At 73.6% G+C, this 13,093-nt stretch carries 10 protein-coding genes and 2 pseudogenes; 8 read left to right on the forward strand and 4 right to left on the reverse strand.

Annotation, left to right across the window (positions count from 1 at the left end; all coding sequences use genetic code 11):
• Positions 1–16: 16 nt before the first annotated feature.
• The 4 genes and pseudogenes from QF027_RS36405 (at position 17) to QF027_RS36420 (ending at position 5,666) form a co-directional block, all read left to right on the forward strand.
• Positions 17–684, forward strand: a pseudogene (locus tag QF027_RS36405) (M15 family metallopeptidase).
• Between the two features lie 86 nt (positions 685–770).
• Entirely contained in the window at positions 771–1,322 is a 552-nt protein-coding gene (locus QF027_RS36410) for an RNA polymerase sigma factor (RefSeq protein WP_306975069.1), read from the forward strand.
• 124 nt (positions 1,323–1,446) lie between these two features.
• Entirely contained in the window at positions 1,447–2,583 is a 1,137-nt protein-coding gene (locus tag QF027_RS36415) for a C40 family peptidase (protein WP_307079387.1), read from the forward strand.
• A gap of 200 nt (positions 2,584–2,783) precedes the next feature.
• A complete protein-coding gene (locus tag QF027_RS36420) occupies positions 2,784–5,666 on the forward strand; it encodes a SpoIIE family protein phosphatase (RefSeq protein ID WP_307079389.1) in 2,883 nt (960 codons plus the stop codon).
• On the opposite strand, the gene QF027_RS36425 is transcribed toward QF027_RS36420, so the two are convergent.
• Positions 5,653–6,975, reverse strand: a complete 1,323-nt coding sequence (locus tag QF027_RS36425) for a hypothetical protein (RefSeq protein ID WP_307079391.1) — start codon at positions 6,973–6,975, stop codon at positions 5,653–5,655. The genes QF027_RS36420 and QF027_RS36425 overlap by 14 nt on opposite strands.
• A 114-nt stretch (positions 6,976–7,089) precedes the next feature.
• Between QF027_RS36425 and QF027_RS36430 the strand changes: the two genes are divergently transcribed.
• Positions 7,090–8,316 (forward strand): molybdopterin-dependent oxidoreductase, encoded by a 1,227-nt coding sequence (locus QF027_RS36430; protein ID WP_307079393.1) that lies wholly within the window; start codon positions 7,090–7,092, stop codon positions 8,314–8,316.
• Positions 8,316–8,753 carry a hypothetical protein gene (locus tag QF027_RS36435; RefSeq protein ID WP_307079395.1) on the forward strand — a complete coding sequence of 146 codons (438 nt, stop codon included), beginning with the start codon at positions 8,316–8,318 and terminating at the stop codon, positions 8,751–8,753. The genes QF027_RS36430 and QF027_RS36435 overlap by 1 nt, the downstream gene beginning before the upstream one ends.
• A 176-nt stretch (positions 8,754–8,929) precedes the next feature.
• Here QF027_RS36435 and QF027_RS36440 read toward each other — a convergent pair.
• From QF027_RS36440 to QF027_RS36450, 3 genes and pseudogenes are all read right to left on the reverse strand, one after another.
• A pseudogene (locus QF027_RS36440) lies at positions 8,930–9,769 on the reverse strand (methyltransferase domain-containing protein); the annotation flags it as partial.
• A complete protein-coding gene (locus QF027_RS36445; protein ID WP_307079397.1) occupies positions 9,766–10,374 on the reverse strand; it encodes a TIGR04282 family arsenosugar biosynthesis glycosyltransferase in 609 nt (202 codons plus the stop codon). The pseudogene QF027_RS36440 and the gene QF027_RS36445, both read right to left, overlap by 4 nt.
• A complete protein-coding gene (locus tag QF027_RS36450; RefSeq protein WP_306975054.1) occupies positions 10,371–11,081 on the reverse strand; it encodes a glycosyltransferase family 2 protein in 711 nt (236 codons plus the stop codon). The genes QF027_RS36445 and QF027_RS36450 overlap by 4 nt, the downstream gene beginning before the upstream one ends.
• 103 nt (positions 11,082–11,184) lie before the next feature.
• Between QF027_RS36450 and QF027_RS36455 the strand changes: the two genes are divergently transcribed.
• Entirely contained in the window at positions 11,185–11,898 is a 714-nt protein-coding gene (locus QF027_RS36455) for a response regulator transcription factor (RefSeq protein ID WP_307079399.1), read from the forward strand.
• A gap of 3 nt (positions 11,899–11,901) precedes the next feature.
• Complete coding sequence (locus tag QF027_RS36460; protein WP_306975049.1) at positions 11,902–13,014, forward strand: sensor histidine kinase; 1,113 nt, start codon at positions 11,902–11,904, stop codon at positions 13,012–13,014.
• The last annotated feature ends 79 nt before the right edge of the window (positions 13,015–13,093 follow it).

The following is a 13,093-nucleotide window of genomic DNA, read 5'->3' on the forward strand; positions in this document are numbered from 1 at the left end:
CCGCGACGCTCTTCTCGTGACAGACATCATCACGCTCGCGGATCCCAGGGTTGCCGCGGTGACGCACGACGAGTGCGGGGAACCGCTCGTCGATCTGCGGGAGGACGGCCAGTTGAGGCTCGATGCCCGGCAGGCCGACGACGAGGGGAGCTACGCCCATCTGCGGGTCGGCGCGCTGCGGCGGCTCGTCCGGGCGCAGCGGCTGCTGCCCGCGGGGATCCGGTTTCTGGTGGTGGAGGGGTACCGGCCGCCGGACCTCCAGCGCCGGTACTTCGAGCAGTATGCGGCGACCATGCGGCAGGCTCACCCGGACGCGGCTCCCGAGCGGATCCGTGAGCTGGCGAGCGCGTACATCTCGCCGCCGGAAGTCGCCCCGCACGTCAGTGGCGGCGCGGTCGACCTGACCCTGTGCGACGACACGGGCCGGGAACTGCCGCTCGGCACGGAGGTCAACGCCACTCCGGAGGAGAGCGCGGCTGCGCCTGCCGCACCGACGCGCCCGGCATCGGCGCCGAGGCACGCGAGTACCGGGCCCTGCTGCGCCGGGTGCTCACCCGGACCGGGTTCGTCAACTACCCGACCGAGTGGTGGCACTGGTCCTACGGCGACCGGTACTGGGCCCTGCTGCGCCGCGTGCCGGCCGCCCGCTACGGCCCCGCCGACCCGCCCCGCTCTCCGGCCTGACCACCGGAGCGGGACAGCGCACGAAGAACACCACGAGGGGATCACCGCAAGGGATCACCGCGAGGATCACCGCAAGGGGGAATGAAATGCACAGCCACGCCACCTGTCCGCCACCGCCGCGCGAGGCCGACAGCCGGACGAGCCCGGACAACCGGATGACCCCGGGAGACTTCGACGCGTCCTTCACGGCCGACATGCCACGTCTGCGGAGACGGCTGCTGGCACTGACGGGCAATCCGCACGACGCCGACGACCTGCTCCAGGAGACCTATCTGCGGCTCTCCCGGCGGGCCCGCTCCCAGAGCCTGACGCGGCAGCGGCATCCGTACGCCTACACCTGCGCCGTGGCCCTCAACCTGCTGCGCGACTCCTGGCAGCATCCCTCCCGCCGCGAGCGCACCACGGACCAGCTGCCGGAAGCCGGCTGGGACGGCGGACTCGCCTCCTACGAGGCCTCCGCGACGGCGCTCGCGCTGCTCGGCATGCTCTCCGAGAAGGAGGCCGCCGCGGTGATCCTCGTGGACCTGGAGGGGCTCACTCACGACACGGCCGGGGAGCGCCTCGGCGCCCACCGCGGCACGGTCCAGCGCAACCGCCTGCGCGGCCTCGCCAAGATGCGTGCCGCCCTCCACAACTAGGGCCGGACCGGCCCTGGCCGGGTGGCACTCCCCCACGGGGGTGGGGTGTGCCACCCGGGTCTCCGCGTGTCCCACCGGTGTCACCGGCCTCCCGCTGACGCCACCTCGACGAAGGAAGAGTCCCTTGAAGACCATCAGTACGCGCCGTCGGACCAGCGGCGCGCTCCTGGGCGCCTCGGCGCTGGCGCTCACCGCTTTCTTCTCCGCCCCGGCCCACGCCGCCCAGGACGCCACCTGCGGTGTCCTGGCGCCCGGCGCCTCGGCCACCGCGCAGGCCGCCGTCGACGCGGCCTGTTCGCAGATCGGCGTCTGGTACAGCTGGGGCGGCGGCCACGCGGCCACACCCGGGGCCAGCTACGGCTACTACGACGGCTCCGACCCGGACAGCCTCCACGACGGCGAGCGCAAGGGCTTCGACTGCTCGGGCCTGATGCGGTACGCGTACTACCGGGCGACCGGCAAGGACCTGCTCAACGGCACGGCCGACGACCAGTTCCACAGCTCGCAGGCCACCGCCCGGTTCTCCGCCGGACAGGGCACCGCCCCGCTGCTGCCGGGCGACCTGATGTTCTGGGGCAGCGGGCACATCCACCACGTCGCCATGTACCTGGGCGGCGGCCAGATGGTCGAGGCGTACGAGTCGGGCACCCACATCAGGGTCACGTCCGTGCGCACCGGCGGCGACTACGCGGGTGCGATCCGGATCAACGGTTCCGGCTCCCCCGTCCCGCCACCCGCGAACGGCGGCACGGTCTTCGAGACCTGGGGCACCGGCGTGCGCACGCACAGGACGCCGAGCGTGGGCTCCGCCGTCGTCGACACCTTCCCCGGACCGACCCAGGTGTCCGTCCAGTGCCAGCAGCACGCGGAGACCGTGACCGCCGAGGGCTACACCAACGACGCCTGGGCCAAGCTCGCCGACGGCTCGTGGGTGACCAACATCTACATCAAGGGCCCGGCATGGCTGCCCGGCATCCCGGACTGCGGCGGCAGCAGCACCCCGCCGCCGTCCGGTGGCAGCAAGGCCTTCCAGACCTGGGGCACCGGGGTGCGCACCCACAGCGAGCCGAACGTCAACGCCGGCGTCGTCGACTACTTCGCGCAGCCGACCACGGTCAACGTGGTCTGCCAGAAGCACGCCCAGGAGGTGACGGCCGAGGGCTACACCAACGACGCCTGGTCGAAGCTGACCGACGGCTCGTGGATGACCAACATCTACATCAAGGGCCCGGCCTGGCTGGACGGCGTGGCCACCTGCTGACCCCTCCCCTCCCCTCCCGACCGGACCGGCCGTGCGGGTGGGCCGGTCCGGTCGCGGCACGACCCGGTATCGATGGGCGTGTCCGCGCCCGACAGGTGTTGTGATGTGCGTCACAAGGGGTCTACGGTGTAGGGGCTCGGAGGGCGCCGGGGGGCGAGCCGAGTGGCGGTGAGCGACCGGGCCGCCTCCGGGTGAGGGAAGTGATTCCGTTGTCCGTCACCTGGGACGACATCGGCGGGCTGGTCGATGCCCACGAACGATTCCTGACCGGTGCCCGCGTGGACGCGGACGTCCGGGGCGCGGTGCTCGACTCCTGGAAGCGGTGCAGGTCCGGCGGTCTCGAGCCGGACCGGCTGCTGGTGTCCTACGCACCCGATCTGGCCCTGGACGACACCTTCCTGCGGGCCGCCGAGCCGGTGCTGCAACGGCTCACCGGCTCGCTGTCCGAGGTCGGCATGACCATCGCGCTCTGCGACGGCCAGGGCCGGATGGTCCAGCGGCTCGGCGGCGACCGGCTGTTGCAGGGGCGCCTGGACGACGTGCGGTTCGCCCCGGGTTTCGACGCCTCCGAGCAGGTCGTCGGCACCAACGGTGTCGGCACCGCGCTGGCCGAGCGTGGACCCGTCTACGTCGTCGGGCGTGAGCACTTCGCGGACTGCCTCCAGCCCTTCGCCTGCGCGGGCACGCCGGTGCGCAACCCGCTCAGCGGGCACATCGAGGCCGTACTCGATCTCACCTGTCTGCGGGACGACGGCGACCCCCTCATGCTGCGGCTGGTCCGCGAGGCCGCCCGGGACATCGAGGCGCGGCTGCTGGAACAGGCCACGCAGCGGGAGCGGGCGCTGCTCGCCGCATACCGGCGCGCCGGGCGGGCCGCCGACGGGTGGCCGCAGCAGCCCACGGCCACGCGGTCGGGGCGGAACGGCGAGGGAGCGGGCGCTCGCCTCGGGCGGATCGATCTGGCCGTACTGCGGGAGAAGGCCGAGGAGCTCATCGCCGCACCGCACCGGACCCTCGACGAAGTGATGCTGTCCGGCGGCCGCAGCGCCCTGTTGCTGCGCCGCCAGGTGCGGGGGGAGACGGGGGTCGTGGTCGAGGCGCGGATTCTCGGCGGGGCGGATGTGGGACCGGTCGGGCTCGCGGGACCGGCCACCGTGGCCGGGGTGGTGCCGGTGCCCGCGTCCGCGACGGAGGCCACCGTCACGGTGCCGATCCCCAAGATCACCCCGCCGCCGAAGAAGCGGTCGGCGGCCACCGGCCCGCCTGGTTCGCCCACGTCACCGCCCATCTCCACGCTTCACCTCCCGCCCCCGCAGCCCTCCGCCCTCGAGCCCGTGATGGACGACCGCCTGCTCCTCCTCGGCGACCCCGGCGTGGGCCGGCTCGCCGTACTCGCGCGCAGGCGCCTGGAGTTGCTGCACGAGGCGGGGATCAGGATCGGCACCACGCTGGACGTCGCACGGACCGCGGAGGAGCTCGCGGAGGTGGCCGTACCGTGGTTCGCCGATTTCGCGGCCGTGGATCTCCCGGACCCGGTGCTGCACGGCGAGGAGCCCGGACCGCTCGGCGCGGACATCCCGCTGCGCCGGGTGGCCGTGGGCAGCGTGCGCGAGGAGCCCGACCTGTACGGCGTCGGCGACCAGGTCGGTTACGTGCCCTCCACCCCGCAGTCCCGCAGCCTGGAGACCGGGCGGGCGGTGCTCGAACCGGTGCTCGCGGAGGCGGGCGGCTGGCTCGCCCAGGACCCGGCGCGGCTCTCCCGGGTGCTCACCGCCGGCATCCACTCCCTGATCACCGTGCCGCTGCGGGCGCGCGGCACGACCCTCGGCGTGGTCAGCTTCTACCGCTCGGGGCACCCAGCCCCCTTCGAGGAGGACGACCTGTCCCTCGCCCAGGAGCTGGCCGGACGCGCGGCGATCTGCATCGACAACGCCCGCCGCTACACCCGCGAGCACAACACGGCGCTCGCCCTCCAGCGCAGTCTGCTGCCGAAGGGCCGCCCCGAGCAGAGCGCCGTCGAGGTCGCCTACCGCTATCTGCCCGCGCAGGCCGGTGTCGGCGGCGACTGGTTCGACGTCATCCCGCTGTCCGGGGCGCGGGTGGCGCTGGTCGTCGGGGACGTCGTCGGCCACGGCCTGCACGCGGCCGCCACCATGGGCCGGCTGCGCACCGCCGTGCACAACTTCTGCTCCCTGGACCTGCCGCCCGACGAACTCCTCACCCATCTCGACGACCTGGTGGGCCGCCTGGACCGCGGTGAGGGCTGGGCGGTGGACAGCAGTCAGGCGGACTCCGGCATCGTCGGGGCCACCTGCCTGTACGCCGTCTACGACCCGGTGTCCCGGCGCTGCGCCCTCACCCGCGCCGGACACCCCCTGCCCGCGGTCGTCGGCCCCGACGGCACCGTCGAGTTCGTCGACCTGCCCTCGGGACAGCCCCTCGGGCTCGGCGGCATGCCCTTCGAGACGGTGGAGCTGGAACTCGCCGAGGGAAGCCAACTGGTGCTCTACACCGACGGGTTGGTCGAGGACCGGCACCAGGACATCGACGCCGGGCTGGAGCGGCTGCGTACCGTCCTGGCCCGTGCCGACCGGTCACCGGAGGAGACCTGCGAGGCCGTGCTGGACGCGCTGCTCCCGGATCGCCCCAGAGACGACGTGGCCCTCCTCGTCGCCCGCACCCGCGCCCTCGGCCCCGAGCGGGTCGCCCAGTGGGAGCTGCCGAGCGACCCGGCGGTCGTCTCCCGCTCCCGCGCCGCGGTCACCGAACAGCTCGCCGCCTGGGGCCTGGACGAACTGTCGTTCACCGTCGAACTCGTCGCCAGCGAACTGGTCACCAACGCCATCCGCCACGCCACGGGCCCGGTCCAGCTACGGCTGCTCCGCGACCGCGCCCTGATCTGCGAGGTGTCCGACGGCAGCGGCACCTCACCCCGGCTGCGCCGCGCCCGCACCGAGGACGAGGGCGGCCGCGGCCTCTTCCTCGTCGCCCAGCTCACCGAGCGCTGGGGAACCCGCTACACCCCCGACGGCAAGATCATCTGGACCGAAATGCCGCTGCCGCGAGGGCTCACCACCCCGTGAGCAGCAGATGGTTCAGGAGCAGTGCGAGTACGGCCTGCCCGACCAGCCAGCCCCGCACCCCCGTCAGAAACGCACACGCGGGCAACAGCCATGCGGCGAACGGCAACCAGATACGTTCCGTCTCCGCCTTGCTCATCCCGGAGAGATCGGCGATGAGCAGGGCCAGCACGGCGGCGAGCACCAACACCGCCAAGGGGCGCGGGGAACTGCGCGACCAGCCCCCACCCGGCCGCAGCCGAACGACGACCCGCCGCACCCCCGCCACCGTCGCCGGCCCCACGATCAGCACCGTGCACGCCAGATTCGCCCACACCCAGTACCCGTACGGCCGCACTCCGCCCGCCCCCTGGTAGTAGCGGGTGACGAGAATCCGATACCCCTCCCACCACTCGAACCCCAGCGCGGTGAAGATCGCCGGCATGACCACGAAACCGGCCAGGGCGAACAACAGGGGCCGACGGGAGGACCCCACGCACACCACCGCCCCCGCGACGACGACCATCAGCGTCAGGCCGTACGACAGATAGACGGTCACCCCGAACAGCAACCCCGAGCAGAAGCCGTTCAGCCCCGGCCGGACCCCCCGCACCGCAAGGGCGAGCAGTGCCACCGCCCACGCGGCCACCGCCGCGAAGTACCCGTCGGCCGACGTGCCCACCCAGACCGCGGCCGGGGCCAGGACCAGGAAGGGCGCGGCGCGGCGGGCGAGCGACTCGTCGGCGAGGGCCCGTACGGCGACCAGGACCGCGACCGCCGCGGTCGTGCCGACCGTGATGCACCAGGTCCCCGCCCAGCCCCCGCCGCCCAGCCCGATCCGGTCGAGCAGGACGAAGGTGAGGGTGGCGCCCGGGGGATGCCCCGCGACATGGGCGCCCCAGTTGTCCGGCGAGTCGATCAGGATGTGCCGGGTGAAGTCCCGCAGGGCCGCCGGGATGTCGTGGAAGCGACCGACGGCCGGGAGGTACTCGTTCCTGGTGGTCAGCTGCTCGGCGACGCCCCGGTGCCAGCCGTCCACGAGGGCCAGGGACCACGTCCAGACCATCCCCGTGCCCCAGCCGGCGAGCAGCAGCGGGCGCCAGGGGAGCCGGGCGGCGAGCGAGGGGCCGTACGCCACCACGGCGGCCGCGACGACGACCGCGGCCGGGGTACCGGGGCCGACATGCGGGTCCCAACTCGCCAGCAGGGGCGGCCGGCCGACGCGGAGCGAGCCGTCCCGGTGCTGGATCGCCGTGCCGACCAGTGCGGCGGTCAGCACGAGGAGCGCGGCGCACACGGCCGCGTACAGGTCGCGAAGGAGGTCCCGGTTCACGCGGACGACGCTAGGCCGCACGACCTCCCCCGGACGGCTGACATGCGAGGACGTCAGAGTTTCGTCATGGTTCGCGGGCCCGTTTCCACGGTGGCGCGGGCCTACCGTCGGGGCATGGCACGGTCTCCCTTCGCACCCTCCTTCTGGCGCAGTCCGCTGCGCGGCCCCTGGCTCACCTCTGTCCTCGGGGTCGTGCTCCTCGGCGGGATCACGCTGCTGTTCGTGACGGGGCTGCTGTCGTACGCCGCCTACAACCCGGACCTCTCGCCGGTGAACGACAAGACCCCGGACAAGGGCGTCCTCGGCTTCTACCTCTTCTCCTGGCCGACCGACCCGCGCTGGCTGTACCGGCTGAACCAGGGCGTCCACGTCACCCTCGGCATCACCCTGATCCCCGTCCTGCTGGCCAAGCTGTGGTCGGTCGTACCGAAGCTGTTCACGCTGCCGCCCGCGCGGTCGCTCGCGCACGCCCTGGAACGGATCTCGCTCCTGCTGCTGGTCGGCGGTGCCCTGTTCGAGTTCGTGACCGGCGTGCTCAACGTCCAGTTGGACTACGTCTTCCCGGGCTCCTTCTATCCCCTGCACTTCTACGGGGCGTGGGTGTTCTTCACCGCCTTCGTCGCCCATGCCGTCCTGAAGACGCCGCTCGCCTGGCGGAATCTGCGCACACTCCGTGAGGAGAAGACCGAGTTGGTGTCGCCGAACCCCGCCCGGCCGACCGTGTCCCGGCGCGGTGCCCTCTGGTTCGTCGGGAGCGGCTCGCTGCTGTTGTTCGTCACCACGGCCGGGCAGAACTTCGACGGCGTGCTCCGCAGAACCGCCCTGCTCGCCCCGCACGGAGGCGCCGAACCCGGCTCCGGGCCCGGAGGGTTCCAGATCAACAAGACCGCCGCGTACGCGGGGATCGATCCGGGTGAGACGAGCGAGGAAGCCTGGCGGCTCGTCATCGTGGGGCGTGCGGGGCGCACCGTCCGTCTCGGCCGCGCGGAACTCCTCCGACTTCCCTTGTACAGCTCGGCGTTGCCCATCGCCTGTGTGGAGGGCTGGTCCACCTCCGACCAGTGGTGGCGCGGGGTGCGGCTGCGGGACCTCGCGGCGCTCGTCGGGTACGAGGACGATCCGCCGGACGTCTTCGTGGAGTCGCTGCAACGGCACGGTGCCTTCCGGCGGGCCGCCCTGCGCGCCAACCAGGTCGCCGATCCGCGGTCCCTGCTGGCCCTGTCCGTCAACGGCGAGGACCTGACCCCCGACCACGGCCACCCGGCCCGGATCATCGTGCCCGCGGCGCCCGGTGTGCTCAACACCAAGTGGGTGGCCCGGCTGACGTTCGGAGACCTGTGATGCGGATCCCTCTCGGCAACACTCTCCAACTCCTCCTGCTCGTCTGCTCGTTCGCCCTCGCGGGGTACGCGGGGGTGCGGCTGCTGGCGGGGGACTGGTTCGGGGTCGCGCTGTGGTTCGTGGGGGCGGCCGTGGTCCACGACGTGGTGCTGCTGCCGCTGTACGCGGCGGCCGACCGGGCGCTCGTGAGGACGGCGGGGCAGCACGTGATGTACGTGCGGGTCCCCGCCGCCCTCTCTCTCCTGCTCCTGCTCGTGTGGTTCCCGCTGATCAGCGGGCAGGTCGCGGACCGTTACGCCTCCGCGACCGGCCTGTCCCCGGACGGCTTCCTGGCCCGCTGGCTGCTGGTGACGGCCGTGCTGTTCGGTGGTTCGGCGGTGGTCTTCGTCGTACGGCGGCGCAGGGAGACGAAGGAACGGCCGCCCGCCGTCCACTGATCCACGGGCGCCCAGCCGGTGCGGGCCGCGTGCCGCAGCAGGGCCAGGCTGCCCAGCCGGGCCCACGGGAACGGGTTGCCGGTGGCGCCCCGGGCATCGGTGACACGCACCTGCACCCGCTCGTCGATGTCCGGGTCGGTGACCGTCTCCACGATCAACAGGCCGCCAGAGGTGAGGAGTTGGGACATCCGGTCGAGCAGGGCCGGTGGGTCGCCGCCGATGCCGACGTTGCCGTCGATCAGCAGCGCGGTGCCCCAGCGGCCCTCGCCCGGCAAGGACTCGAAGACGGACCGCCGAAGGGCCCGCCCGCCGAGCGCGAGGGTCCGTGCGACGGCCGCCTCGCTCACGTCGATGCCGAGCACCCGTCGGCCGTCGGCACCGAGCGCGGCGACGAGCCGCCCCGGACCACAGCCGACGTCCAGCACCGCGCCCTCGCAGCGGCGCAACACCTCCAGGTCCGCGGCATCCGCGGCCGCACACCACCGTTCCAGCTCGAGCAGGAGCAGCCATCCGTCGGAGCGGCGCAGGAACAGGGGGCCCTGACCGGTGCGGAGGGCCTGGGCATAGGGGTCGGCGGACCAGGTGCCGTCGTTGGACGGGCCGCCCGCGGCGTGCGGCCAGGCTCCGGGTCGTGTGTCGGTCGCGGCGGCCGTGGCGGGCTTGCGCCTCTGCTCGGTGCTGTTCGTCTGCGGCCGTGGGGTGTCGGCTTGGGCTGCGGTGCCGGGCGGCCGGGCCCCGGGCGGTGCGTCGGTCGCGGCGGCCGTGCCCGGCTTTCGGCGTTGCTCGGTGCTGTCCGCTGGGGCTTGCGTGCCGGTGCCGGGCGGCCGGGTGTCGGGCGTGGGGGGCAGGTTCGGTTCTCCCGGTGCTCGGTCGGCGTCTCGCTGTCGGCCGATCCCGCCGCGCCGCGGGCTGCCGGCCTCGCCGCGCGACTCGGGGCCGGCGCCGCTCTCGCAGTCCGCCCGCAGGCGCCCCACCTCCGTGATCCGTGCCGCGACGTCTGCCCCCGGCCCCCTCATCGCCCCGCCCCCGTGAGTCGTTCCAGCTCCGTCGCGAACCGTCCGCCCGGGGCCGCCTTCGCCACCAGCTCCGCGTCGTACGCCGTGTCCACGTCCCGCAGCGGCGGCAGCTGCCGTACCCGCAGGCCGGTCAGGCGGGCGCGCTGGGCCGCTCCGGTCTCGGGTGTCGACATCGGCACCCCGCGCAGCCGGGCCGGATCCGGTCGTGCCAGACCCAGTGCCCAGAAGCCGCCGTCCTCGGCCGGCCCGAAGTACGCCTCGCAGTCGGCGAAGTCCACCGTGAGCAGTTCCGGAGTCACCTGGGGCGTGTCCATGCCGATGAGGAGGGCCGGGCCGTCGCAGCCCGCGAAGGCCGCGGCCAGCCGTTCGTCGAGGCCGCCCGCGCACTGCCGTACGACATCGAAACCCGGCGGCAGCCAGGGGCCCGGCGCGCCCTCCAGGACCAGGACCCGGCGGCGGGCCGGGGTGCGGGCCACCACGTCGAGGGTGTCCGCGAGGGACGCCTCGGCCAGCGCGGCCGCCTCCTCGGGGGTGAACGGCGGGGTGAGCCGGGTCTTGACCCGCCCCGGCCGCGGTTCCTTGGCGATGACGAGCAGCGTGGTCACGCCCGCACCCCCGTCCCGGACTCGGACAGGACCTGGCTCATGTCCCGCACCGCCTGCCACGTGCCCCGCCAGGTGCCCGTCACCTTGGAGGCACCGGTACGCGGTCGGTACGGGACGTCGTGCTCGGCGATCCGCCAGCCCGCGTCGGCCGCCCGCACCACCATCTGCAGCGGGTAGCCGCTGCGCCGGTCCGTGAGGCCGAGGGCGAGCAGCGGCTCGCGCCGGGCGGCCCGCAGTGGGCCCAGGTCGTGCAGGCGCAGACCGGTGCGGCGGCGCAGCAGCCGGGCGAGCGCGAGGTTGCCCGCCCGGGCGTGCGGCGGCCAGGCACCACGGGCCTGTGGACGGCGCCGGCCGAGCACGAGGTCCGCCTCGCCGGCCAGCACCTCGCCCACGAACGGCACCAGCTCCGAAGGGTCAAGGGAGGCGTCGCAGTCGCAGAAGCACACGATGTCGGCCGTGGCCGCGGTCAGCCCCGCATGGCAGGCGGCGCCGAAGCCGCGCCGCTCCTCGCGGACGACGGTCGCGCCGAGGGCCCGGGCGATGCGGGCCGAGCCGTCCGTGGAGCCGTTGTCGACGACGAGCGCGCGCCAGCCGGGCGGGATGCGTTCCAGCACCCACGGCAGGGCCCGGGCCTCGTCGAGACAGGGCAGCACGACGTCCACGGACGTCGCCGGTTCGTTTGCGGAAGGGGTCGTCACGACGTTCACCCTACGAGCGCAAAACGGACGAACCCGACTCCGGCTCCTTACGAAACAAGGACGTCGGCGCCCGTCGGCGGCACATGCGCACGCGCGGTGCGAGGCTTGCGGCATGGAGCAGCAGCAGTACCCACAGACCCGGCCCCGGGTCCTCGTCGTCGACGACGATCCCACCGTCGCCGAGGTGGTCGCCGGCTATCTCGACCGGGCCGGATACCTCGTGGACCGGGCCGCCGACGGCCCCGACGCACTCGCCCGCGCCGCCGCCAACCGCCCGGACCTCGTGGTCCTCGACCTGATGCTGCCCGGCATGGACGGCCTGGAGGTGTGCCGCCGGATGCGGGGGCGCGGGCCTGTCCCGGTCATCATGCTCACCGCGCGCGGCGACGAGGACGACCGGATCCTGGGCCTGGAGGTCGGCGCCGACGACTACGTCACCAAGCCGTTCAGCCCCCGCGAACTGGTCCTGCGCGTCGAGTCCGTGCTGCGCCGCTCCCGGCCCTCCCAGCCGTCCGGCCACCTGGGTGCCGCCGGACTCTCGATGGACCCGGCGGCCCGCCGCGCCCTCAAGAACGGAACCGAACTCGCCCTCACCATCCGGGAGTTCGACCTCCTCGCCTTCTTCCTGCGGCACCCGGGCCGGGTCTTCAGCCGCGAGGACCTGATGCGCGAGGTGTGGGGCTGGGACTTCGGCGACCTGTCGACCGTCACCGTCCATGTGCGCCGGCTCAGGGGCAAGGTCGAGGACGACCCGGCCAGGCCCCGCCTGATCCAGACCGTGTGGGGCGTCGGCTACCGTTTCGACGGCTCACCAGCGGAGGTGTGACCCGTGCGCGACACGCTCCTCATCGCCCTCTACGCCTTCCTCGGCGCCGTCACGGCCGGAGTCCTCGGCGCGTGCGTGCTGCTGCTGATCCGGCGGCGCTCGCTCTCCCTGCACCTCACCGTGGTCGCCGCCGTCGGCGTCACCGCGATGCTGGCCGGCACCCTCGCGGTCGCCCAGGCCATGTTCCTGTCCGGGCACGACCTGAGCGTCGTCACGACCGTCGTCCTGATGGCCGCCGTGGTCTCCCTGGCCACCGCCCTGCTGCTCGGCCGCTGGGTGGCCGCCCGCAGCCGGGCCCTCGCGCTCGCCGCCCGCTCCTTCGGCGACGGCGGTGACTTCACCTCACCCGGCGGGCCCACGACCGCCGAACTCACCGAACTCAGCCGGGAGTTGGAGGCCACCAGCGCCAAGCTCGCCGAGTCCCGGGAGCGGGAACGTGCCCTGGAGTCCTCCCGGCGTGAACTCGTCGCCTGGATCTCCCACGACCTGCGCACCCCTCTGGCCGGCCTGCGCGCGATGTCCGAGGCACTGGAGGACGGTGTCGCCGCCGACCCCGCCCGCTACCTGAGGCAGATCCGCACCGAGGTCGAACGCCTCAACGGCATGGTCGGCGACCTCTTCGAACTCTCCCGCATCCACGCGGGGACACTGGCGCTGAGCCCCAGCCGGATCTCCCTGTACGACCTCGTCTCCGACGCCCTCGCGGGCGCCGACCCGCTGGCGCGCGAGCACGGTGTACGGCTGGTCGGCGACCGGGTGGCGGCCGTGCCGGTCGAGGTGGACGGCAAGGAGATGAGCCGCGTGCTGGGCAACCTCCTCGTCAACGCCATCCGCCGCACACCCGCCGACGGGACGGTCGCGGTGGCCGCCGAGCACCGCGCCGAGGGGGTAGTCCTGTCCGTCACGGACGGCTGCGGCGGCATCCCCGAGGAGGACCTGCCCCGCGTCTTCGACACCGGCTGGCGCGGCACGCACGCCCGGACACCGCCCGCCGGGGCGGGACTCGGGCTCGCCATCGTCCGGGGCATCGTCGAAGCCCACCAGGGCCGCACCACGGTCCGCAACGTCCCCGGCGGCTGCCGCTTCGAGGTGCTGCTGCCCGAAGCCGTCTCCTGACCGAGGACGCCCTGTTGCCCGCTTCCCGGGTCAGAGGTGGTGCCGCCCGCGGCCGCTTTCTTTCGCGGGCGGCACCACC

The sequence above is a fragment of the Streptomyces canus genome (assembly GCF_030816965.1).
Lineage (GTDB): Bacteria > Actinomycetota > Actinomycetes > Streptomycetales > Streptomycetaceae > Streptomyces > Streptomyces canus_E.